Raw genomic sequence first — 22,373 nt, forward strand, 5'->3', positions numbered from 1 at the left:
GTCGCTTCGTTGACCGGACGGGTGGGCCGAGGTGCGTCGACGGGTCGACTCCCGCGCCGGTCCGTGCGCCCGTCCGCCGGGACGCGCCGTGGCGGCAGGCACGCGCAGGTCTCGCCGGGTGAACCGGTGCGCCGTCGGGGCCGGTTCGGGCCGTGCCCGTTCCGGCCGTCACGCTCCGGGCGTTCACGGTTCCGTGCCGGGCGGGTATCCGTGCGCGCCGTAGAGCCGAACGAAATGGGCCGGCACGATGGTCCGGCGCGGCGTGAGGCCCCGGGGCGTCCGCTCGTACAGCCGCACCTGTTCCCGCCCACCCGGACCGATCGGCTGGACGAGTCGGCCCCCGACGCGCAACTGCCCCACCAGCGGTTCCGGCACTTCCGGGTAGGCCGCCGAGACGACGACGGCGTCGTACGGCGCCCGCTCCGGCGAGCCGAGCGTGCCGTCCGCGGCGGTGACCGAGACGTTGCCGACACCCGCCCGGGACAGCCGACGGCGGGCCTGCCCCGCCATGTCGGCCCAGCGCTCCAGGCTGACGACCTCCCCGGCGAGGCGGGCCAGCACGGCGGCCTGGAAGCCGTAGCCGGTACCGACCTCCAGGACTCGCTCGCCGCCGGTCAGACCGAGCGCCTCCACCATCAGCGCCACGAGGCTCGGCTGGGTGGTCACCTGGCCGTGCGGAAGGGGCACGGGGACATCGAGGTAGGCGGACACGGCCTCCGCACGGGGGACGAAGTCGGCCCGCTGGACGCTCCGCAGGGCTTCGAGGACACGCTCGTCCCGCACGCCCGCGGCCCGCGAGGCCCGGACCAGGTCCTCGGGGCCCGGCCCTCCGCCCGATCCGTGTCGCCCCTCTCGCTCCGGGGACGACCCTGACAACGGGTCCCACGGTGGCTGCGCCCGCGGCCCCGGCGACGACCAGGGCGGCGGTCCCCACGACGGCCCCGGCGACGGCTGCCGGGACATCACGGTGCCTCCTGTCCGGTGCGGTCGCCGGTCCGCGTCGCAGGGGGTTCCGGATACGACAGTCCCATCGCCACTCCTCGCCGCCCGGCCCCCCGTTCCTCTTCGATGATGCACTCGGGACACCCCGACTCTCCAGGCGCACGGGCGTCCCGAGCGCCGGGGCGGACACCGCGCGCCGGATGGCTGACGGACGCGCCGCGCGCCGCGCCTGTGGGGTCACGCCGCGGTCAGCCGCGGACGTCGCCGGACGGGTCCCGACGCGGGGGCTGCCTCCGCCCCCACGCTTCAGCCCCGCGCGAGGACGAGTCCCACGGCCGGGTCCCACGACGGAAGGTCCGGCGGACGCCGGGCGTAAGGACCGGTGGCGCGGCGACTTGCTCCACAGGGGTTCCGCATCATGTGCGACGACTGGCCGCACAAGGGTTCCTTTCCCGCCATGTTGGCGCGTACTGTGCGCATCCCCGGCCGCCCGCCGGGGAACCGCGGTGCACCTCCCCCTTGCGCACCGCCGCGAGACCCCGCCCCGCATCCGCACGGCGGGGCCTCGCCACGTCCCGCCTCCGCGCCCCGCCCCCCGCACTCCCCGGTCCGCTCCTCCCCTCCCTCGACGCGCCTTCGCATCCCGCAGCCCGCCTCATTCCGGCCAGTCGCCGCGTCCGGCCAGTGACAGCACGAGTGCGCCGATGTTCCAGGCGTCGTCCTCACCCCTGTGGTGGCGGCCCTCCAGGGGAAGCCCGGCGATCCGCAGCGCCTGCGCCATGCCCGGGCGTTTGCGCAGGCCGTGCACGTCGGTGAACACGGCCTTGGCATTGGTGTGCCGCTGCCCGAAGGGGTACGCCGTGCCGGTCGCGGCGCACTGCCGGACGAACTGCTTGCGGTCGTAGTCTCCCCAACTGGCCCACGGCCGGGCCCCGGCGGCATGCTCGGCGGCGAGCAGCCGGCAGGCCTCGGCGAACTCGACGCCCGTGTCCACCTCGGCGCGGGTGAGGCCGGTCAGGTCGGTGCAGAAGGCGCTGACCTCGGACCGTCGCGGGCGTACGAGGATCCGGTGCCGGGCCACACGCTCACGCGCCCGCAGGTCGACCACGGTCAGCCCGATCTCGATGATCTCGCTGACCGCTCCCGGCGGCGGGGTGCCGTCCCAGCAGGTCGCCTCGACATCGACGACATTGAGGAATCGCGCAGTGCTCATGGCGTCGAGGGTAGGGAGCACGACGGCGGCACGTCATCCGTATATCCGTCGGCCCCGGGGACGTTGCGGCAGGTCGCACGCGCCGGCCGGGACAAACGGCGCCACCGGTCGGGATCGGCGGTCGGGCCACCGGCCGGGCGGTACGGCACCCGGCGGCGACCCGAGCGTTCCCGACCGGCCGGTGCCGCCCGGCCGGTCCCTCCCGACCGGTCCGCCCGGTCCGACGGTGGTCGCTACGCCGCCGGCGCCCGGCTCTGCCCGTGCGCGGGAGCGAGCACGTACCCGCGCCCCTTCCCACGTCTGGGAGCGTCCCCGTACCCGTGCCCGGAGGAATCGGCCACGGCGACACGGGACTCGGCCCGCGTCCCGTTCACCGTCACCGCGAGCACGCCCGCCCCGGGGCGCAGTCCGGTGAGCAGGCCCGTCTCCGGGTCGTACGCGGCGATGTGCCACGGCCTCGCCCGGTCGGGATCACCCACGTACACGTTCGGTGAACCGCTCCAGTCGGCGCTCATGGGGAAGCGGACCGGCACCTCGCGTACGGCCGTGCCCTGGCCCTGCCGTACGACGGCCGTGACGGGCTCGTCGGCGGCGACCGGCAGGGAGGCAGGGACGTCGAGCGTCAGTCCGTCGACGTGTGCGACGGTCCGGACGGTCACCCAGTCCGGTCCACCGCCCCACGGCGAGTGTCGTGCCGCCGTCTGTTCGGCACGCGACACCCGGTCGACACCGACCAACGACCATCCGGTGAAGCCCCCCTCGTCCACCGGAGTGGAGGGCGCCTTCCCGGAGTTGCCGTTGACCAGGTACGGGACTCCGTCGACGCGCTCCGCGTGGAAGGTGCCGACATGGCCGCCGACGAAGGCCGCTCCCTTGCCGGTCGCCCGCCGGAAGGCGGAGAGCCAGCTCTCCAGCAGCGCGGCCTCCTTGCGGTCGCCGAGCTGGCTGCCCTGCTGCGGTGTGGGATCGCGCGGCGGCACGTGCTGGACGATCACCACCGAGCCGACGCGCGGATCGGCGGCCGCCGCGTCCAGTTGTTCACGCAGCTCCTTGATCTGGGCGAAGCCACCGCCACGCAGTCCGAGGCTGGAGGTGTCGAGGGTGACGAACCGGGTGCCCCGGTGGTCGAACGTCCGATGCGCGGGCCCGAACTCGGCCACGAAGTTGTCGATCCTGCCGCCCATGACCTCGTGGTTGCCCGGTACGTAGTACCAGGGCAATTCACCGCCCAGCTCCTCCTCGAGGACGGTACGGGCGAACGCCAGGTCCTCGGGCGAGCCCTCGTCGACCAGGTCTCCGTTGACGACCACGAAATCGGGCCCGGCAGCTCTGATCTCGCGCAGGGTGCGGCGGGCCTGGGCGACGACGGGGCTGTCGGGACTGCGGGCCACGAACTGCGCGTCGGAGACGACCGCGAACCGCCAGTCCCGGTTCTGGGTCCTCGCCGCGGACCCGACGAGCGGGTCCCGGTGCAGCGGCTCGGCGGGCAGCTCGACGGCGGGCGGGACCTCGGCGGTGAGGTCGTCGACGACGATCCTGCCCGTGTACGAGCGGTCGGCGGCGGTCTCGGCGAGGTAGAAGCGGTGGACGCGCAGGGGGTACGGGACGCCGGCGGGTACCGCGAACTCGACGTGCCGCCAGCCGGTCCAGGTGACGTACGGCCCGCGGAGCAGCTGGTCGGAGCCGGCCGAGTCCTTCAGGTGCAGCGTCGGCCAGGCGCCGTTTCCGTCGCCCTTGACCCAGAGCCCGAACGACTGCGGCTGGCCGTCGACCGGGATCTGCCCCGGCGGACTGGCGTAGGCGGCCCGGGTCGCGGTGGACCGGGTGAAGTCGTAGGCGATGTCCAGGCCGGTACCGGTGCGCCCGTCGGCCGTGGGTGCGACCGATCCGGAGGCACGGGCGGCGGTGAACGTCCAGCGCCCGGCGTCGTCGAACGACGCGACCTCCCGGGCGGCCAGACCGACGGTCACGGCGATGACCGTGCTCCTGCCCGCCACCGTGGCCGTGACACGGCCGGCCGCGGGCTCTGCCCCACGTGCCCTGACGGTGAAGCCGCCCTCGGTGTCCGGGGCGATGTCGAAGAGGGAGCGGTCGTAGTCGAGCCGGACGTCCGCGGGTTCGACCGGGGCGCTCGTCCCGTGCGCGTCGAAGCCGAGGACGCCGAAACGCCCGGACGCCTCCACGCCGGCGAGAGCCACGCGCCGCTCCGAGGCGCGAATGCGGTCCAGGTCGTCCAGGACCGTCAGCCGGATGGTGCCGCGTGTGCTCCCGCGCCGCGCGGTGACGTGTGTGTCACCGCTGCGCCGGGCGGTGAACACCCCGTCGGTGCCGACCCGTCCGGCCAGGGGGTTCTCCGTGTACCAGCGCGGGGCCCCGCCGGCGGGCCCGTACGTCTCGTCGTACCCGGCGGCGGTGAGGCGGCGGGTGAGCCCGGGGAAGACCCGTTCGGGGTGGCCGCCCCGGACGGGGTCGGCGGTGGGCGCGGTGCCGGGGTCCATGGCCGTCTCGACCCGGTAGCCCCTGAGCTCGCCGCTGCCGTCGGACGCGGTGAGGGCCAGGCCGTTGGGTACGCTCCGTTCGGTGCCGTCGGACGGGCCGTTCTCGACCTGCACGGTGTCGCTGCCCGGCTCGCGGGCGGCGCCCGCGCGCCGCATCATCAGGGCGAGTTCGGTGAGGGTCACCCCACCGCTGTCGGCCTGGCGGCCGTCGACGGTCATGATCCGCATGGTTCCGCCGTCCCGGGAGAAGCCGACCGCGGTGCGGGGCGCGGCTGTGTTGTTCGCACCACCCTCGTGGTCCACGGGCACGCCGTCGACCACGAGGAGTTCATTGGCACCGATCGCGGTTCGCGGAAGCTGCCCCGTGGCGGCGCGCGGGCGGTACTCCAGCGTGACCGGGTCGCCGAGGGCGAGTGCGCCGAGCGCGTCCGCGCCGGCGTCCCGGCCGACGAGCACGGTCGTACCGGTCGGGACCGGCCCCTTGCCGGGCGCACGGGCAGCCGCGGTCACCCTGCCGTCCGTGACGGCGACTTCGGCGGTGCGCTGCGCGCCGTCGACGGTGAGGGCCCGGTCCGCCTCGCCCCACTGGGCGTTGTACGCGCCGACACCGTTCGCGGGGACGTTGGCCGCGTTGAGCGCGGCGAGAGGGCGGGTACCGGCCGGCAGGGTCAGTGTGCCGTCGAAGTACATCCGGAGGACGCGGCCGGCCTCACCGGGACCGAAGCCGAGGGCCCGGTGGTAGCCGGCGGCGGGCGAGTTGAGCAGGCGGCCGTCCTGGAGGGCGATGCCATTGGGGGCGCCGGTCTGGTTGATGTCGAAGAAGTCCCCGTTGATCGCGGCGACGGTACGGCGTCCGGGTCCGGGATCGTGCTCGGCGGCCATCCGGGACACCGTTCTCCGGGCGGCGACCTTGCCCGGATGGAGATAGTCCACCCTCGTACCCCGGGTGAGGTCGACGGACAGCGAGTCGACGCGGAGCCACTTGTCGGACTCGAGCCGGTCGTACGAGCTCAGTTCGACGCCGGGGGCCAGCGGGCGGCTGGTCCGGGCCGTCTCGAGCCCGTCGCCGTCGGCGACGGTGAAGCTCTCGGGGCCCTTGCCGCCCGGGTCGGCGCCGGTACGGTCGGCGGCACTCGCGGCCGGCGGGGAGACGGGCAGCAGCATCTCCGCGGTCCGCGGGGAGGGATCGGGCGGGGGTAAGGACCCGGCGGCGGCCGGCCCGGCGGCTCCGACCGCCAGGGCCGAGCACACTGCCACGACGGTCGCGCTTCTTCTCAGTCCAGGTGAAAGCACGGCGACTCCGGTGAAGGCGGGCTGCCATGTGCGCCCGGTGCGCACGTGACGGCGCTTCAGCATCGCGGCGCGAGTGGCGCCTCACCAGAGGGCGTTGGCGACATCGGGGCGAACAACCGGCCGCCACCGGTTCGCGGTGGGGAAGCCCCCCGCCCGGGGGCCGCCGCGCACGGCCGGCGTCCCGGGCCACGCCGGGCGGGAACGGGCCGGCGCGCGGACGGACCGACGCGGAAGCGAACCGACGCGGGAAAGGACCGACGCGGGAAAGGACCGGCGCGCGGACGGGCCGATCGGGGCCGGCGAGATGCGCCTTGGCGGAAGGACGTACGGAAGGACAAAGGCGCCCCCGTCGCCGCCGCGGTGGCGGGAACAGGGGCGCGCATGCGCCGTCCGAGCCGGCGGCGGGCACGGAGGTGCCGGCCACGCCGGGTGATCGGGGACGGACCCGGGAGTTCGGCGCCCGGGTCCGGATCGCCCCGCTGCGGGAGAGGCCCGGAGCGGCTCAGTAGGCGGAGTCGACGTTGTCGATGGAGCCGTAGCGGTCGGCGGCGTAGTTGGCGGCCGCGGTGAGGTTGGCGACCGGGTCGGTCAGATCGTGCTTGGTGCCCTTGACGTGGTAGGCGTCGAAGGTCGGCTGGATGACCTGCAGCAGCCCCTTGGACGGGGTGCCGTTCTGAGCGTTGACGTCCCAGTTGTTCTGCGCGTTCGGGTTGCCACCGGACTCGCGCATGATGTTGCGGTGCAGGCCCTCGTAGCTGCCCGGGATGTCCTCGGACTCCATGATGTCCAGGGCCTCACGGATCCAGCCGTCGAGGTTGTCCTTGTACTGCTTCTTGTCCTTCTTCGCCTTCTTCGCCGGGGCCTCGGCTGCCACAGCCTTGCCGGACGCGACGCTCGCCGAGGCCTGCTCGGCGGCGTGCGCCGGCGACGGGGCCAGCGTGAGGGCCGCTGCCGCGGCACCGGCGGTGGCGATGCCGGCGACGGAGAGCTTGCGAAGACGGGCGATGCGGCCGGCGGTGGACTGCGTGCGAGCGGTCATGCGGAAGGACTCCAATGATGGACTGCGTGGGGAGGAACCATGGGCGGTTCGGCCGGAGCTGAGCGATCGGCGCGGGTGGCGACCCGCTCGGCCCGGCACTCACTCCCCGGAACGTCAGCCATCGTGGAGGGCTCCCCCGCCGGAACGCAAAGATGTGACGTACTACCGATCTACGGAGAAATGTCCGATTTCATTTCTCGAGTGCGCTCCCCGAAGGCCACCCGCCCCTCAGTTCCACTACCGCCCTTAGGACGTGACGCGCCTCCTATGCCCGGCATCACACGGACGCGCCGCCTCCCGCCACCCGACACGACCCGGGGTGGCCGGATGCTCACGCACCGTCGACCCCCGACCCCACCCGCCGACCGCCGACCGCCGTGGAGCTCGTTTCTGGTGACGTTTCGGTTGCGACGAGGGCAGGTGTCGTTCCCCCTCGCCGGAGTCGGTCGTTTCCCAGGCATGAACGCAATCGACAGGGAGACCGCACCCGCTCCGGCCGCGTCCTGCGTCGACGCGTACTGGCTCGACTCCCACACGCACGACCCGCTCAGCTGCCTCGTCCGGGTCCAGGCCCGGCGGGACGCCCGCAGCGGAGGCTCCTCGGACACGCCCCGCCCCGGGGAGGACGGGGACCGCCCCTCACCCGGATCCCCGCCGGCACACGGACGAAGACACCCCGCCGAGCCCTGGATCGTGCCGCCCGGCCTTCCGCCCCGACTTCCTTCACCGCCCCCTCCCCCGCCGCCCGGCACCGACGACTGACTCCGAAACACCCCCGCCCGGACCGGCTCCGGTCTGGTCACCGGCCCCTCCGGCGCGCTTGCCGACGGGTCGCCCCTTCAGCATCGCGCGGCGTTCGCGCGCAGGTCGGTCGCGTGTTCGCGACGGTGCCTGCCGCGACCGGGAAGACCGAGGAAACCGAGCCGCTCGACGGCGCGTCGGCCGCGATGACGGCCGGTTCCCGCGACGTCGGGCGTGGTACGCAGGTGCTGGACGGCGAGGATGACGGTGCCCTTGAGCATGGTGAACTCCGTTCGGTACGGGGCAGTGGGAGTGCGGGCCGACGGTGCCCGCGAAGCGGTGAGCCGCAACAGCAGGGTCGTGATGGCCACTCGGGGCGAGGGGCAGTCGGGGCGCGTCCGGGGCGGTGTCGAATCGTCGCGGGAGCGCGCAGGGGGTGACGTGCGGCCGTCGCGGGAGCCCGCCTTCTGGGCCCGCGGGTACGGCGAGAGCGGGATCCGGGCGGCGGATGGGCGCCCCGCCGGTGCCCGGCCGGACGGAAGCCGACCGTGCTCGGGGCACCGGCGCTTCCCCGGAGTTCGGGCCCGGCGACGCCCGGCCGGACCGCTGCGCCCGCCCCCGCGCACCGGTTGCCCTTGGGCCCTCGGCCCGGAGGCCATTCAGACGCGGTGGCCTTCGTTGCGCAGGGCGTCGAGGACCTGGTCGAAGTACCAGCGGTCGACGTCGTGCCCGCGATCGGGCACGACGAAGACCCATGTGCCGTCGATCCAGCGGGCACGGCGGTGGCCGTCGTAGCGGTAGTAGGTGTGACGGTCGTCGCCGTGCCAGTACCAGTGGCCGTCCTTGCCGTTGCGCCAGTGGCCGTGGCCGTACCGGTCCCCGCGTCCGTCGCGGAGCCGGCGCCCGTCGCGCTCGTGGCGGTGCTCGTCGGTGCGGTCCGGAACGGTCGCGTACGCGTTCCGCCGGTCCTGGAGGGCGGAACGCGACTCCGCGGACGCGGCGCCCGCGGTGCCGATCAGGGCGAGGCCGGCCAGGACCGCGGTGGCGGTGATGGCAGCCATGAGCCGAAGCAGCCTGTTCATGATGGTGTCTCCTTGCTACGCCCGGTCGTCGGGGCGTCGATCGACGGATCCACCGCGCGGGCGGGTCCGTCCACAAGGCGCGGTGCTCGAGGTTCGGCGAGGAGCCCCCGCCCCGGCAGTGGGTCCGCCGGCCGCGGGCCCCAGGCCATCGCGCTAACGTTGAAGCTATCAGATCATTGAATCTCATCAACGATTAAGGTGATGTGACGATCGTCTCGGCATCATGGATCATCGTGCGGTGCAGCCGGACGAACCTCCGAAGACGTCGCCGTGGCGGTCCACCGGGGCCGCACGGCACACGAAGCGACACCTCAGAGAGTCGCGCCCCGCTCCGTCCGGGCCGCCCCCATTCGACGGACCGCAGCCGCCATGCCGCCGGCGCCACCTCGTCCGCCACCCGCGAGGCTCGACCGGGGGCCGAACCGCGACCCGGGCTCCGCCCCGAGGACGCCGGTCTCCTGGCGAACGGCGTGAACGGTCCGCCAGGGCACGGACCCCACAGCGGGGCCGATCATGTGACGGTACGACAGATGCGGCAGGATGACTCGCGCGCCGGACGGACCGAACGGCCCGGCGCGACGCACAACGGCATCCCCCGACACGCACAGGTGGCTCGTGACGACTCATCACATCCGACTCACTGCGGCAGGCGCACCCCGCCGCGCCCTCCCCCATGCACCGGGAGCTACGAGGTGACCCGGGCCCTCACCCTCCACGACCTCGTCGTCGCCGGCATCGCGCTGGCGGCCGGCACAGCGGCCGCCGTACTGCTCCGGGTGATCCTGAGATGGCTCGGGGTACGCGCCGGGAGAACGAAGTGGAGCGGCGACGACATCATCGTCGACGGCCTGCGGACGATCGTCCCCTGGGCCGCGGTGACCGGTGGCGCGGCGGTCGCCGCCTCGGCGCTCCCCCTGACGGCCCGGGTGGGACGCAACGTCACCATGACGCTGACGGCGGTGCTGATCCTTGCCGCGACGGTCACCGTCGCACGGGTCGTCGCCGGAATGGTGCAGGCCCTGGCGCAGTCCAGGTCCGGTGTCGCCGGTTCGGCCACCATCTTCGTGAACATCACCCGCGTCGTGGTCCTGGCCATGGGTTTCCTGGTGATGCTGGAGACTCTGGGCGTCTCCATCGCACCGCTGCTCACCGCGCTGGGGGTGGGTGGTCTGGCGGTGGCGCTGGCCCTGCAGGACACCCTGGCCAATCTCTTCGCGGGCGTGCACATCCTCGCCTCCCGCACGGTGCAGCCCGGTCACTACATCAAGCTCAGCAGCGGTGAGGAGGGCTATGTCGTCGACATCAACTGGCGCAACACCGTCGTGCGTACGCTCTCGCACAACCTCGTGATCATCCCCAACACGAAGCTGTCCGGCACCAACATGACCAACTACCACCGCCCGGAGCAGCACATGTCGCTCCTGGTGCAGGTGGGGGTCGGCTACGACAGCGACCTCGAGCACGTCGAGCGCGTGACCGTCGAGGTCGTGAAGAGCGTCATGGCCGATGTCGAGGGGGGTTTGCCCGACCATGAACCCCTCGTCCGCTTCCACACGTTCGGCGACTCCCGGATCGGGTTCACGGTGATCCTCGGGGTCGGCGAGTTCAGCGACCAGTACCGGATCAAGCACGAGTTCATCAAGCGGCTGCACAAGCGCTACCGGTCGGAGGGCATCAGCGTGCCCGCTCCCCGGCGCATCGTCTCCGTCCACCAGACGGAGATCCCGCAGCCCGAGCTGCCGATCCCCGGTCCGCGCGTCGCCACGGACGCGATGACCACGCCGGTGAGCCCGACGCCACCGGTCTGACGAGGCGCGGCGGTCCATCCGTACTCCGCCGTTCCGCCGCGGCTCCGGCGGTCCGCGTCGCCTGCCCGGGGCGACGCGGCCACTCCGGCGCCGAGTTCAAGACGCGGACCGGCCGCCGTGGTGGCCGGTCCGCGACGACGCGACCGGACACGACCGCACGGTCCGGATCTCCGCCGGGTGCCGTGGGCGATGCGGGCTCTCGCCGTGTCGGCCGGGCCGCCTCTGTGCGCCGGACGCCCCTGCCCGGGCCGCCCGTCGGACGCTCTGGCAGGGGTTTCCGGACCCCCGCAGCAGCCGGCGGCCCCTGCGGTACTCCTCGTCGAACGGCCCCGACGCTCAGGCGCGGTCCACCGCGTCCCGGTCCGACATCACCGTGCCGTCCCCGTCCGCCGCCGTGTCGCCGACCGGGCCGTCCGCCGCAGGCCCCGGGGCCTGCCGTACCACCGGAGCCGTCCCCACCGGCCCGCCGCGACCGGTGAGGCGGGTGGCGAGGGGTTCGGTGAAGCGGGCGGTGAGCGGGCCCATGACGACGAGGACGAGGACGTACGCCGTGGCGAGCGGGCCCAGGGCCGGCTCGATTCCCGCGGTGACGGCGAGACCCGCGATGACGATGGAGAACTCGCCGCGCGCCACCAGCGTGCCGCCGGCGCGCCAGCGTCCCTTGACACCGACCCCGGCCCGCTTGGCGGCCCAGTAGCCCGTGGCTACCTTCGTGCAGGCCGTGACGACGGCGAGGGCGAACGCGGGCAGAATGACCGGCGGGATGCTCGCCGGGTCGGTGTGCAGGCCGAAGAACACGAAGAAGACTGCCGCGAACAGGTCCCGCAGCGGGCTGAGGAGGGTGTGGGCGCCCTCCGCGACCTCGCCGGAGAGGGCGATGCCCACGAGGAACGCGCCGACCGCCGCGGACACCTGCAGTTGCTGGGCGATGCCCGCGACCAGCAGCGTCAGCCCCAGCACGACCAGCAGCAGCTTCTCGGGGTCGTCGCTGGAGACGAAGCGCGAGATGACCCTGCCGTAGCGCAAGGCGGCGAACAGCACCGCTCCGGCCACGCCGAGGGCGATCGCGAGGGTGATGCTGCCCGCGGCGAGGCCGACCCCGGCCAGCAGGGCCGTGACGATCGGCAGGTACACCGCCATCGCCAAGTCCTCCAGGACGAGGATGCTCAGGATGACCGGTGTCTCGCGGTTCCCGATCCGCCCGAGGTCGCCCATCACCTTGGCGATGACGCCCGAGGACGAGATCCAGGTGACCCCGGCCAGGACCACCGCGGCCACCGGCCCCCACCCGAGCAGCAGCGCCGCGACGGCGCCGGGCACGGCGTTCAGGGTGAAGTCGACGAGCCCGGCCGGGTACTGGGTCTTGAGGTTGGACACCAGGTCGCTGGCCGTGTATTCCAGGCCCAGCATCAGCAGCAGCAGGATGACGCCGATCTCGGCGCCGATGGCGACGAACTCCTCGCTCGCGCCGAGCGGCAGGAGACCGCCCTCTCCGAAGGCGAGACCGGCGAGCAGGTAGAGCGGGATCGGGGAGAACCGGAAGCGTCCGGCGACACGGCCCAGGAGGCCGAGGCCGAGGATGATCGCACCGAACTCGATCAGGAAGAGGGCGGAGTGCACGCGTGTCACTCCCGTCCGAGGATGGCCGCCGCCGCCTCGATGCCCTCACGGGTACCGATGACGATCAGGGTGTCGCCGCCGGCGAGCCGGAAGTCGGGCGTCGGCGACGGGGTCGCCTCCGCCCTGCGCAGCACCGCGACCACGGACGCGCCGGTCTCCGTGCGCATCCGCATGTCGCCGAGTACGCGGCCGTTCCAGTGCGAGTGGGCGGACAGTTCGATGCGCTCGGCGACGAGGCCGAGGTCCGTGGTGTGGAGCACGTTGGGGCTGTGGTGGTCCGGCATCAGCGCGTCGATGAGCGATGCCGTCTCCCCCGACGAGAGGTGCAGGGACTGGGCGCAGGCGTCGGGGTCGTCGGCGCGGTAGACGTTCACCGTCCGGGTGCCGTCCCGGTGCGCGACCACCGACAGATGGCGGTGTTCACGCGTGGTGAGGTCGTACTGGACACCGATGCCGGGCAGCGGCGTGGTGCTCATCCGTGAGGCAGGCACGGCCCATCCCCTCTGGTCTTGCGGACTGATGTGCGGACCACGGCGCCCCGTTCGGGGACGCGCGCGGCGACGAGCAATGTTGCCATCTCGCCGCTGAGCTCGAACATGGGTGTCGGCACGTATGGACGCGGAGCCGCGTGGTCGAGACGCTTGTCCGGGTGGCGTGGGACCCGCCGCGCCCCGGACGCGCAGGGGAGGCCCGTCGCCCGCGGGCAGGCAATAGTGGAGGTGGGAGCCCACCGAGAGAGGCGAGCCCATGTCGCTGTACTGGCGGATCTTCCTCCTCAACGCCGCCGTTCTGGTGGTGGCGGTCCTGCTGCTGCTCGGCCCGGTCACGGTCTCCACGCCCGTGCTGCTGGCCGAGGCGGCGGTCATCGGGGCGGGGCTGATCGCCATGCTGATCGCCAACGCGGTCCTGCTGAGGGTCGGGCTCGCTCCGCTGCAGCGGCTTACCCGCGCCATGGCCACGGCCGATCTGCTGCGGCCGGGCGCCCGACCGGTCGTCACGGGCCGGGGCGAGATGGCGGAGCTGACGAAGACGTTCAACGCGATGCTCGACCGGCTGGAGAGCGAGCGCGCCACGAGCAGCGGCCGGGTGCTGTCCGCGCAGGAGTCCGAGCGGCGGCGCGGCGCCCAGGAACTGCACGACGAGATCGGACAGACCCTCACGGCCGTTCTGCTGCAGATCAAGCACGCCGCCGACCGTGCCCGGGAGCCCGTACGGGGAGACCTCCACCAGGCGCAGGAGACGGTCAGGGCAAGTCTCGACGAGATCCGGCGCATCGCCCGACGGCTGCGGCCGGGGGTGCTGGAGGGAAGTACCTCGACCGGGCCCTCCAGGGCGACACGCTGCCGGCCAGGCCCATCACCGAGCGCGAGGAGGAGATCCTCAAGCTCGTCGCGGAGGGCCACACCTCGAAGGAGATCGGCGACATCCTGTTCATCAGCGCCAAGACGGTCGAGCGCCACCGCGCCAATCTGCTCCAGAAGCTCGGGCCGCGCGACCGGCTGGAACTCACGCGGTACGCGATCCGCGTGGGGCTCATCGAACCCTGACGACACGGGTGCGGTTCCACCGGATACGGCTGCGGTAGCGGTGGCAACGGTCACGGACCCGCCGGCCCGTGCCCCTGACGCCCTGTCAAGCCGTTGCCGTCGAGTGCTTCCCGGATCCGGCTGAGCCACTCCGTTCCCCGTCGGTGCCCGTCTGGGAACCGGTCGCGCCGATCCCACCGCCACGTTGTGATCATCGCCAGCACGAGGATTCGGCACCCGCGCAGCAGGTCCCGGTCGACACCCGGATAGTGCGAGGCGGACATGCTCGCCCGCATCCTGAGAGCGGCCCCGGCACGGCTGCCGGGACGGGGAAAGGATGCCTGCGCCGAAGGGAGACGGGAACCGCCGACGGACCGGAGGGACGCTCGGGCCACGGCCGGGTCCGCCGCGGTCCCCGGCGACGTGGGCCCGTCGGGGGCGGAATCCAGTGAGCCGTCACCGCTGCCCGTCGACGGCGAGCGGTAGTACGTGGAGTCCTCACACGGCGGCAAACCAACCGAACCGGCCACCACGCGCAGTCGTTGTTCGGACCCGTGGGAGTGGCACGCGAGCCGGCGTGGCGTACGAAGGAAGGCTGCGTCCGCGGCAGCCACCGCGCCGGCCAGAGGCGGCGGCGCCAGGGGCGACCGGCCGGACGCGCGCCGTGGAGCGACGTCAGACGGTCCCCTCCATGACGCGACGCGTGAGCGGCACCCCCGTCCCTGGTCGTGCGCCGAGAGCACGAGCGCTCCCGCGTGCGGGCCCCGCACGTCTCGCGCACCCCGCACGTCTGGGCGCACCCGTGCATCCCGCGCGCCAGGTGGCGGCTACGCCGCCATCGCGCCGCCGCCCCCGCCGAGCGCGTGCAGTTCGGGCAACAGCTTCTCCTCGGCCCAGGCCAGGAAATCATGCTGGGTGCTGCCCCCGATCTGCACGAGGGCGACCTCGGTGAAGCCCGCGTCGACGAAGCCGCGCACCGCCTCCACGAACGCCTCCGGGTCGTCTCCGCAGGGGATGGCCTGCGCCACGTCCTCGGGCCGCACGTACCGGGTGGCCGCCGCGAACGAGTCGGGGTGCGGAAGTTCCGCATTCACCTTCCAGCCCATGCCGAACCACTTGAACTGTTCGTGCGCGCGCCGCACCGCGACGTCACGATCGGTGTCGTAGCAGACGGCCATCTGACCGATGCGGGGCTTGCCCGCTCCCCCGGCACGCGCGAAGGACTGGGTGAGGGAACGCGCGGGCTCGACCGCGATCATCAGGTCGGCGAGCCGCCCCGCGAGTCCGCAGGACCGGTCGCCCGAGACGGCGATGCCGATCGGCGGCGGTTCGTCCGGCAGGTCCCACAGCTTGGCGGAGTCCACGGTGAAGTAGCCGCCGTGCCTGCTGACGTGCTCCCCGCGGAACAGCTCCCTGATGATCCCCACCGCCTCACCGAGCATCTCCAGGCGTACGCCGGCGGGCGGCCAGTCCCCGACGATGTGCTCGTTGAGGTTCTCTCCCGATCCCAGTCCGAGCCGGAAACGCCCCTCCGACAGGATCTGGAGCGTTGCCGCCTTCTGCGCCACGACGGCGGGGTGGTACCGCATCGTCGGACAGGTGACGAAGGTCATCAGCGGGATCTCGGAAGTGGCCTGCGCCGCCGCGCCGAGGACGCTCCACGCGTAAGGCGAGTGCCCCTGGGCGCGCAGCCAGGGAAAGGCGTGGTCGGAGGTCACGGAGAAGTCGAACCCGACGTCCTCCGCGTGCATCACGTGGTCGACCAGCTGTCGGGGGCCGGCCTGTTCCGTCAGCATCGTGTATCCGATTTGCACCATATTGCCTGGTTGCCCTTCGCCAGTGCCGGGAAACTCCGCCGCCGGTCCCATCGTGAAAGCCGGCCTCAGGGCAGCGGCGTGCCCCGGTGGTGTTGCGGACTTCCGCCGTGATGAAGCGGCCCGGTCGAACGCAATGAAGGCATATGCCAGTGACATTTCCACCGGCTCAGCCGGACTGCCGAGCGGAGCCTGCTTCCCGAACTCCCTGGTGTCGGGCATCGTCGCCGGGGTCAGGGGCGTCCACACCGGCCCCGGCGCGACGGCGTTCACACGCACTCCGTCCGTGGCGACCATCCGGGCGGCCCCTGGGTGAAGGTCACGGTGTCGGCGAATTCCGACTGCGGGTGTGCGGTGACAGGATCGAGCCGCTCAGGTTCCCTCGCCGCCGTCACGTTCGTCCTGTCGAGTCGGTACGTTCCCGATCGCCGTGGGCGCGACGAACCGGCGGGAGCGACCCGGTCCTTCGCGCTCCCGGGGACACCCGGCTGGCTGCCCGCCCGTCCGTCCACCAGACCCGGGGCGCCACCACCCGGGCCCGGCCGGCTGCCCGGTGTGACTCCGAACGGGCGAGGGTGGGGGCACGAAGCAAGTTCGTGCACGTCGGCGGAAAGACATGAGGGCGAGAAACAGGTGGCCCGCGCCCTGCGAGTCGACGGCCACCCCGTGATCAGTCCACCGATCCAGACGCAGCGCCCCGTCGCGTCCGACAGTTTGGAGCCCTCCCGTGCACCGAGACGCCCTCCGCATCTATCTCAACGACCACTTGTCCGGCGCCACGTCCGGGGTCGAACTCGCCCGGCGGATGGCGCGCGCCCACCGGTCGTCTCCCCGCGCGGCGGAACTGCGCCGACTCGCGGACGACATCGCACAGGACCGCAAGACCCTGCGGGAACTGATGGGAGTTCTCGGCATCGCCCCCCACCGGTACAAGGTCTGCACCGGCTGGGTCATGGAGAAGGCCGCCCGGTTCAAGCCCAACGGGCGGGCACTGCGACGCGCGGGGCTCAGCACGATCGTCGAACTGGAGGCGCTCCGGATGGGCATTCAGGGGAAGTACATGCTCTGGCGCGCCCTCACACCGCCGGCGCAGCGGACGGGACCGCTCACCACGGCACAGTTGGACGAGTTGATGGGCCGCGCGCAGAGCCAGATGGCCACCGTGGAGGAACTGCACCTGGCAGCGGCCGATGCGGTCCTCAACCGGGAGCAGGACTGACCGGGAAACGCCGCGCCACGACTGGGGCAGGAACCGAGCCCAGCCGCCGCCGTGCCCCTGGTCAGGGCTTGAGCAAGGTCTTGATCATGCCGTCCTCCTTGGCCTGGAACATCTTGTAGGCCCGGGGCGCCTCCTCCAGGGGCATGGTGTGGGTCGCGAAGCCCTCGACCCCGAGAGGGTCGTCGTCGCCGAGCAGCGGCATGATGTCGTCAACCCACCGCCTGACATTCGCCTGGCCCATGCGCAGCTGGATCTGCTTGTCGAACATCCGCAGCATGGGCATCGGATCGGCCGAGCCCCCGTAGACACCCGCCACCGAGACGGTTCCGCCGCGCCGTACGAGTTCGATCGCCGTGTGGAGGGCGCTCAGCCGGTCGACGCCGGCGTGCTCCATCAGCCGCTCCGCGACGGCATCCGGCAGCATCCCGACGAGCCAGTGAGCGGCCTTTGCGACGGGTGCGCCGTGGGCCTCCATGCCGACCGCGTCGATGACCGCGTCCGTCCCGCGCCCCTCGGTGAGGCCGCGGACGGCGTCGATCAGATCCTTGCCCTGGGCGCGCAGATCGAAGGTCCGCACACCTCGGGCGCCGGCCCGCCGGAGCCGCTCCGGTACGAGATCGACACCCACGACGAGCCGTGCGCCGTGGTGCAGGGCGATACGGCACGCCATCTCCCCGATCGGCCCCAGACCGAGCACGGCGAGGGTCCCGCCCGGCGGGACCGCGGCATACTCCACGGCTTGCCAGGCCGTGGGCAGCACGTCGGAGAGGTAGACGAACCGCTCGTCCGGCGGCCCGTGGGGAACCTTGATCGGCAGGGTGTCTCCGAAGGGGACCCGCAGCAGCTCGGCCTGGCCTCCCGGCACCTGTCCGTACAACTTGGTGTAGCCGAACAGCGCGGCGCCCATGCCGCGCTCCTTGACCTGGGTCGTCTCGCACTGGGAGTGGAGCCCCTGGCCGCACATGTAGCACGTGCCACAAGAGATGTTGAAAGGAACAACCACCCGGTCGCCCACGCCGAGGGCGGCGATGTCCTCGCCGACCTCCTCGACGACTCCCATCGGTTCATGGCCGAGGATGTCGCCCGGGTCGAGGTAGGGCCCCATGACCTCGTAGAGATGCAGGTCGGATCCGCAGATGCCGGTGGACGTGATGCGCACCAGGACGTCGGTGGATTCTTTGATCGAGGGGTCGGACACGGTCTCCACCCGCACATCGCGCCGGCCCTGCCATGTCAGTGCACGCATGTCTCCTCCGAGCACGGGAGGTGGGAACGGGGCGGGAATCCTGTCCTGCCCGCCTCTGTGTCCACCTGCCCGACAGATGTTCCGCCACACATGGAGGTCTCACCCGCATGCATTCGCGGACGGGGTGGAGGAGTCCGGACCGGCACCCGGTGGCTCTGCCCCCGCCCGGTCTCCTCAGCCCTGAGGATCCTCAGCCCTTGACCAGACGGCGTACGTTCTCGACCGCCCCGCAGTCGGAGGCGAGCAGCCCGTCGCGCTCGCGCCTGAAGGCCTCGCCGAGCTCGGCCCTCCGCTCCTCGGGCACATGGCGGCGGGCTTCGTTGAGCAGGGTCCTCTCCTCCTCGTCGAGGTGGTGGCCGACGGCCCGGACCAGCTTCTCCAGCCTCTCGTCCCACTCGCCGTCGCCGGCGCCGTCCGCCTCCAGCAGCGCGAGAAGTGCCTCGTTTCCCTCGGCGTGCTCCTCCTCGCCGTGATCGACCTCGTCGTTGTCGATCTTCCTGTAGCGCCTCAGCGCGGGATAGACCTCCGACTCCTCGGCCTCGCCGTGGGCGATGAGCAGCCGGGAGAACTCACGGAGGGCCTTCGCACGGTCCGCTTCGATGCTGCGCATCCTGCGGAGGAGGTCCTCCATCGTCCGGTGGTCCTCGAGAATCAGCTCCACCACATCGTGTGACGTCATCGCGGCCTTCCTTCGGGAATCGTGATCTGCGGGCATGCTCGTCGTTCAGCCGTCGCGAGGGAGCAACGGGCCGAGCGGGCCCAGGTCGATGTTCAGGTCCTCCGGGCGAAGCCCGAACTTCTCCAGCAGCTCGTCCATGCGCTCCTCGAGCAGCATGAGCGTGAGGCCGATGCGCTCCTCCTGCTCCTCCGTGAGGTCGCCGGTCTCCACCCGGCGCAACGCCTGGCGTTCCATGAGCTGTCGCAGCAACTCCACGACGGTGAGCACCAGTTGGGCCAGGTCACGCTCGACGGTGTCGGGGTAGAGGTCCATGTGCCGCCCGCTCATCCCGTTCCTCCCGGCGGTCCGTCGGCGCGCGGCCCGTACGTACCGGAGCCGCCGCCGTCCTCGAATGGCGAGGCGACCACGGACCCCACCGAGCAGACAAGCGCGTTGAGGTCGATACGCACGAGGTCGACGTCAGCGATGCGCAGGGTCAGGTCCCCCTTGATCACCACGCCGCCCGCGAGCAGCCGGTCCAGCAGGTCGACCAGCGCCAACTGCCGCTGTGCGAGCGGTCCGGCCTCCAGCGGCGCCGTCCGGGTGTCCCACGGTACGGCCGGATCCGTCGATGACGTCACTCCGCCTCGCTCCCCTCGGCTTCCGGTACGGCCGTGGTGACGGCGAAGGAGTACGGCGCCCACGGCCCGGTCAGTTCCACGCGGATGCCGGTACCGCGCGGCGTCAGCCGCCGCACCTCGTCGGCGAACGCGTCACCGTCCTCGCGGGGGACGAGATAGGCGGCGTTGAGCACGTTCCCGCGCGCCGCTCCCGGCAGCCTGGGGTCCTGGGGCCGGTGAACGCACTCGGCCTCCGCGTGGCGGGAGAGTTCCGTGTGCAGGGTGCGGCAGACGGCCTCGGCCCGGGCCCAGACGCCCTCGGTGGCGTCGCGACGGCGCATCCGCTGCTTCAGATAGTCGCGACCGGAGGCGGGGCGGCGACCTTGCGCCCGCGCGTCGCCGGAGTCACCGGGACCAGTGCCCTCCGGCCGGTGATCACGCCCCGCCGGCACGTCCCGTGCGCCGCTCCGCGGCTCCTGGGTGCCCTCGGCCCCCTCGGCATAGACCTTGACCCCCCATTCGACGCGCCCGTCAAGCCGTTCCAGGGCCCGGGTGAACTGTTCGCGACCCGAGTCCAGCAGCCGCCGGACGCCGTCGTCGTCCCGGCACACCGTCACCAGGCGCAGGGGAAGCGGTGTGGTGGCCGTGGTCAGCGCGCTGACCACGGCGTCGTGGCCGCGTGCGGTGGCTGCGAGCCAGTCGAGGTCCTCCAGCCGTTCACGAAGGGCGACATCGGAGAACTCCTCGGCCGGCACGTCGCTCAGCACGGCGACGAGGCCGTGGTGCGCCAGCAGTCTCGCGCGGGCGCCGGACACTCCTTGCACCGTCTCGTGCGGCTTCGCGCCGGCGTCGTCGAAGGGCGGGATCACGGCGTACACATAACGCACGTCCGTCATGCGGTATCCGCCTCCAGGGCAGCGATGCGCTGTCGCAACCGCTCGTTCTCCTCGGAGAGTTCACGCCTGCGGGCTCCGGAGGACAGCGAGGGGTCGTCCTCCCACCAGTCGATGCCCATCTCCTTCGCCCGTTCGACCGAGGCCACGACGAGGCGCAGCTTGATGGTGAGCAGTTCGATGTCGAGCAGGTTGATGCGGATGTCGCCGGCGATGACGATGCCCTTGTCGAGCACCCGTTCGAGGATGTCGGCGAGGTTGGCTCCCGATCCTCCGGAGCCGTAGGGGTCCGGGAGCCGGCTCGGGGTGGTCATGGATGTCCTCCGGTCCCGGCCTCGGCGCGGGCCGTCTCGCGGTCGTGGGTCTCGTCGGCGTACGACCCGTGGTCATGCGACCCGTGGTGGTCGAATTCCTGGTCGTCCTGGCTCGTGGCGTGGTCGCGGTCGGCATCGGCCCGGGCGCGGTCCTCCCCCTCCTGCGCCCGCTCCCTCATCGCGACGCGCCGCGCGAAGCCCGTGAGGTCGAGGCGTGCCCGGCGGCGGGGGGTGCCCAGCAGAGCGCCGGCGCGCCCGACGAGCCCTTTGGGGCGGTACTCGACGACGAGCAGGATCCGGGTGAGTGTGTCCCCGATCGCGTGGAAGGTCACGACGCCGTCGACGGTGCCCTTCGTCCCACGCGAGGTCCAGACGACGCCGGTCCCGTCCGAAGCCGTCTCGTCCCTGGCCCCCATCGCGAGTGCGGGCAGTGCTTCCTGACGACTCCACAGGTCGCACGCACGGACCACGGGCACCCCGACATCGACGGACTCCACCACGACGGCGGGTCCGCCGTCGCCTCCGGTGGGGACCCGCCTCGCGATGCGACCGATGATGCCGTTGCTGAGGCGGGAGGCGCCCATCTCCACCGCCGCGCGCAGGGGGCTCTTGCCCTGTGAGAGCTTACGGCCGCCGTCGAGGGCGAGCCTCGCGAAGCCGGGACTGCGGCCGTCCGCGATGTCCTGCAGCGTGACGACCGCCTGGCCGAGCCCGCGGCCGAGGGCGGCCAGCAGATACTCCGCCCGGGCGACGGCATGGTCACGGAGTTCGGCCTTCACGCGCTCGACCGCGTCCGGGTCCACTGCCGAGAGCATGCCGCCGGTGCTTCTCGCGTCAGTCATCGGTTCGGCCTTCCCGTGCGGGAACGCTCCTCGCGGCGGCGGTGGTTCGCTTCGCCGGCGTCCTCTTCCGGGACGAGGACGCCTTCTTGGCAGTGGTCTTCGCGGTGGTCCTCGCGGTGGTCTTTGTCGCTGCGGACTTCCGGTCGGCGGGCTTCCGCCTCGCGGACTTCTTGGCCGGCGCCTTCTTGGCCGCGGTCTTCCCCGCCGCGGTCCCCCTGGTCGGGGCCTTCTTCGCAGCCGTCCTCCTGGCCGGCGCCTTCCCGGGCGCGGCCTCCTCCCCCGCCGAGCCGGAGTTGCCGGCGCCGGGCGACCTCTTCGCGGCGGGCGCGGCCTTCCTCCGCTCCGCCGTCGGGGCGGTGGATTGCTTCGACCTCTCGGGTGCGGCCTCGCCGGGAGCGGACTCCCCGAGGTCGTCGGCGCCGTCGGCGATGTCTTCGTCCTGGTCCATGGCCGCATCCGCATCCAGACTGCTGCCCATGTCCAGGTCTGCCTCGTCCCCGTCGAAGTCGTCGAAGTCCCCCTCGAAACCCTCGTCAGGTTCGTCGAGTTCGTCGGATTCGACAGTTTCATCGGATTCGACGGGTTCGTCGACGTCGTCGCGTTGGCCGGGGCCGTCGAAGTCGTCCGGTTCGTCGACTTCGTCGTCGGAGCGACGCGCCGTCCCCGGCCCGACTGCTCCGTACACCCGGTCCCGGACGTCGAGCGTGCGCTCCCGCAGCCGGTCCGCCAACCCGTTGAGCTGCCGGTTGACGACGGCGCCGACCGCGGCGCTGCCGACGCCGTTCAGGTCCTCGCGCAGCTGGTCGCCGATCTCCTTGAACTGGGGACTGCCCCGGAACGGATGGGTGATCAACCCGACCAGTGCGCGCGGCCCCAGGCCGAGCCGCCTGCACACCACGACGGTGCCGACGGCCAGGGCGAGTCTCGCCTTCCTCGTCCGCCCCAGCACATAGCCCGCGCCGACCGCGAGCCCCACTGCGAGCCCGTTGTTCATCGTGCCGCCGC

At 72.5% G+C, this 22,373-nt stretch carries 21 protein-coding genes and 2 pseudogenes; 5 read left to right on the forward strand and 18 right to left on the reverse strand.

Annotated elements, in window-relative coordinates; all coding sequences use genetic code 11:
• Positions 1 to 183 precede the first annotated feature (183 nt).
• The 4 genes from O7595_RS02410 to O7595_RS02425 form a co-directional block, all read right to left on the reverse strand.
• The gene (locus tag O7595_RS02410; protein WP_269727056.1) at positions 184 to 876 is read right to left on the reverse strand and encodes a protein-L-isoaspartate(D-aspartate) O-methyltransferase; all 693 of its coding nucleotides are present in this window, start codon (positions 874 to 876) and stop codon (positions 184 to 186) included.
• 721 nt (positions 877 to 1,597) lie between these two features.
• Positions 1,598 to 2,155 (reverse strand): 3'-5' exonuclease, encoded by a 558-nt coding sequence (locus tag O7595_RS02415; protein WP_269727057.1) that lies wholly within the window; start codon positions 2,153 to 2,155, stop codon positions 1,598 to 1,600.
• 233 nt (positions 2,156 to 2,388) lie between these two features.
• Positions 2,389 to 5,904 (reverse strand): phosphodiester glycosidase family protein, encoded by a 3,516-nt coding sequence (locus tag O7595_RS02420; RefSeq protein WP_443071810.1) that lies wholly within the window; start codon positions 5,902 to 5,904, stop codon positions 2,389 to 2,391.
• 544 nt (positions 5,905 to 6,448) lie between these two features.
• The gene (locus O7595_RS02425; protein ID WP_269727059.1) at positions 6,449 to 6,985 is read right to left on the reverse strand and encodes a transglycosylase SLT domain-containing protein; all 537 of its coding nucleotides are present in this window, start codon (positions 6,983 to 6,985) and stop codon (positions 6,449 to 6,451) included.
• A 459-nt stretch (positions 6,986 to 7,444) separates the two neighbouring features.
• Here O7595_RS02425 and O7595_RS02430 point away from each other — a divergent pair, with 459 nt between their 5' ends.
• Positions 7,445 to 7,747 (forward strand): hypothetical protein, encoded by a 303-nt coding sequence (locus O7595_RS02430; protein WP_269727060.1) that lies wholly within the window; start codon positions 7,445 to 7,447, stop codon positions 7,745 to 7,747.
• Between the two features lie 77 nt (positions 7,748 to 7,824).
• Here the strand turns inward: O7595_RS02430 and O7595_RS02435 are convergent, their stop codons facing one another.
• Both O7595_RS02435 and O7595_RS02440 read right to left on the reverse strand, forming a co-directional pair.
• The gene (locus O7595_RS02435) at positions 7,825 to 8,097 is read right to left on the reverse strand and encodes a hypothetical protein (RefSeq protein ID WP_269727061.1); all 273 of its coding nucleotides are present in this window, start codon (positions 8,095 to 8,097) and stop codon (positions 7,825 to 7,827) included.
• A gap of 288 nt (positions 8,098 to 8,385) precedes the next feature.
• Positions 8,386 to 8,808: a hypothetical protein gene (locus O7595_RS02440; RefSeq protein ID WP_269727062.1), complete on the reverse strand. Its 423-nt coding sequence runs from the start codon at positions 8,806 to 8,808 to the stop codon at positions 8,386 to 8,388.
• A 692-nt stretch (positions 8,809 to 9,500) separates the two neighbouring features.
• Here O7595_RS02440 and O7595_RS02445 point away from each other — a divergent pair.
• On the forward strand, positions 9,501 to 10,616 hold the full coding sequence (locus O7595_RS02445; protein WP_269727063.1) for a mechanosensitive ion channel family protein: 1,116 nt from the start codon (positions 9,501 to 9,503) through the stop codon (positions 10,614 to 10,616).
• A gap of 336 nt (positions 10,617 to 10,952) precedes the next feature.
• On the opposite strand, the gene O7595_RS02450 is transcribed toward O7595_RS02445, so the two are convergent.
• The gene (locus tag O7595_RS02450) at positions 10,953 to 12,236 is read right to left on the reverse strand and encodes a cation:proton antiporter (RefSeq protein ID WP_269727064.1); all 1,284 of its coding nucleotides are present in this window, start codon (positions 12,234 to 12,236) and stop codon (positions 10,953 to 10,955) included.
• A 5-nt stretch (positions 12,237 to 12,241) separates the two neighbouring features.
• Positions 12,242 to 12,712 (reverse strand): cation:proton antiporter regulatory subunit, encoded by a 471-nt coding sequence (locus O7595_RS02455; protein WP_269732338.1) that lies wholly within the window; start codon positions 12,710 to 12,712, stop codon positions 12,242 to 12,244.
• 271 nt (positions 12,713 to 12,983) lie between these two features.
• Here O7595_RS02455 and O7595_RS02460 point away from each other — a divergent pair.
• Positions 12,984 to 13,541, forward strand: a pseudogene (locus O7595_RS02460) (histidine kinase); the annotation flags it as partial.
• A 110-nt stretch (positions 13,542 to 13,651) separates the two neighbouring features.
• Entirely contained in the window at positions 13,652 to 13,783 is a 132-nt protein-coding gene (locus O7595_RS02465) for a LuxR C-terminal-related transcriptional regulator (RefSeq protein ID WP_269732339.1), read from the forward strand.
• Between the two features lie 806 nt (positions 13,784 to 14,589).
• Here O7595_RS02465 and O7595_RS02475 read toward each other — a convergent pair.
• Positions 14,590 to 15,579 carry a TIGR03557 family F420-dependent LLM class oxidoreductase gene (locus tag O7595_RS02475; RefSeq protein WP_269727065.1) on the reverse strand — a complete coding sequence of 330 codons (990 nt, stop codon included), beginning with the start codon at positions 15,577 to 15,579 and terminating at the stop codon, positions 14,590 to 14,592.
• A gap of 129 nt (positions 15,580 to 15,708) precedes the next feature.
• A pseudogene (locus O7595_RS33790) lies at positions 15,709 to 15,873 on the reverse strand (SDR family oxidoreductase); the annotation flags it as partial.
• 430 nt (positions 15,874 to 16,303) lie between these two features.
• Between O7595_RS33790 and O7595_RS02480 the strand changes: the two are divergent.
• A complete protein-coding gene (locus tag O7595_RS02480; protein ID WP_269727066.1) occupies positions 16,304 to 16,795 on the forward strand; it encodes a hypothetical protein in 492 nt (163 codons plus the stop codon).
• Positions 16,796 to 16,856: 61 nt separating this feature from the next.
• Here the strand turns inward: O7595_RS02480 and O7595_RS02485 are convergent, their stop codons facing one another.
• The 8 genes from O7595_RS02485 to O7595_RS02520 form a co-directional block, all read right to left on the reverse strand.
• The gene (locus tag O7595_RS02485) at positions 16,857 to 18,041 is read right to left on the reverse strand and encodes an alcohol dehydrogenase catalytic domain-containing protein (RefSeq protein ID WP_269727067.1); all 1,185 of its coding nucleotides are present in this window, start codon (positions 18,039 to 18,041) and stop codon (positions 16,857 to 16,859) included.
• Between the two features lie 190 nt (positions 18,042 to 18,231).
• Positions 18,232 to 18,720: a hemerythrin domain-containing protein gene (locus tag O7595_RS02490; RefSeq protein WP_269727068.1), complete on the reverse strand. Its 489-nt coding sequence runs from the start codon at positions 18,718 to 18,720 to the stop codon at positions 18,232 to 18,234.
• Positions 18,721 to 18,765: 45 nt separating this feature from the next.
• Positions 18,766 to 19,032 carry a gas vesicle protein K gene (locus O7595_RS02495; RefSeq protein WP_443071811.1) on the reverse strand — a complete coding sequence of 89 codons (267 nt, stop codon included), beginning with the start codon at positions 19,030 to 19,032 and terminating at the stop codon, positions 18,766 to 18,768.
• Between the two features lie 11 nt (positions 19,033 to 19,043).
• Positions 19,044 to 19,289 carry a gas vesicle protein gene (locus O7595_RS02500; protein ID WP_269732340.1) on the reverse strand — a complete coding sequence of 82 codons (246 nt, stop codon included), beginning with the start codon at positions 19,287 to 19,289 and terminating at the stop codon, positions 19,044 to 19,046.
• Between the two features lie 47 nt (positions 19,290 to 19,336).
• Positions 19,337 to 20,215, reverse strand: a complete 879-nt coding sequence (locus O7595_RS02505; protein ID WP_269727070.1) for a GvpL/GvpF family gas vesicle protein — start codon at positions 20,213 to 20,215, stop codon at positions 19,337 to 19,339.
• A complete protein-coding gene (locus tag O7595_RS02510) occupies positions 20,212 to 20,526 on the reverse strand; it encodes a gas vesicle protein (RefSeq protein WP_093655001.1) in 315 nt (104 codons plus the stop codon). The genes O7595_RS02505 and O7595_RS02510 overlap by 4 nt, the downstream gene beginning before the upstream one ends.
• Positions 20,523 to 21,368 (reverse strand): hypothetical protein, encoded by an 846-nt coding sequence (locus tag O7595_RS02515; protein WP_269727071.1) that lies wholly within the window; start codon positions 21,366 to 21,368, stop codon positions 20,523 to 20,525. The genes O7595_RS02510 and O7595_RS02515 overlap by 4 nt, the downstream gene beginning before the upstream one ends.
• The gene (locus O7595_RS02520) at positions 21,361 to 22,362 is read right to left on the reverse strand and encodes a hypothetical protein (protein WP_269727072.1); all 1,002 of its coding nucleotides are present in this window, start codon (positions 22,360 to 22,362) and stop codon (positions 21,361 to 21,363) included. The genes O7595_RS02515 and O7595_RS02520 overlap by 8 nt, the downstream gene beginning before the upstream one ends.
• Positions 22,363 to 22,373: the final 11 nt, after the last annotated feature.

The sequence above is a fragment of the Streptomyces sp. WMMC940 genome (assembly GCF_027460265.1).
Taxonomy (GTDB): Bacteria; Actinomycetota; Actinomycetes; order Streptomycetales; family Streptomycetaceae; genus Streptomyces.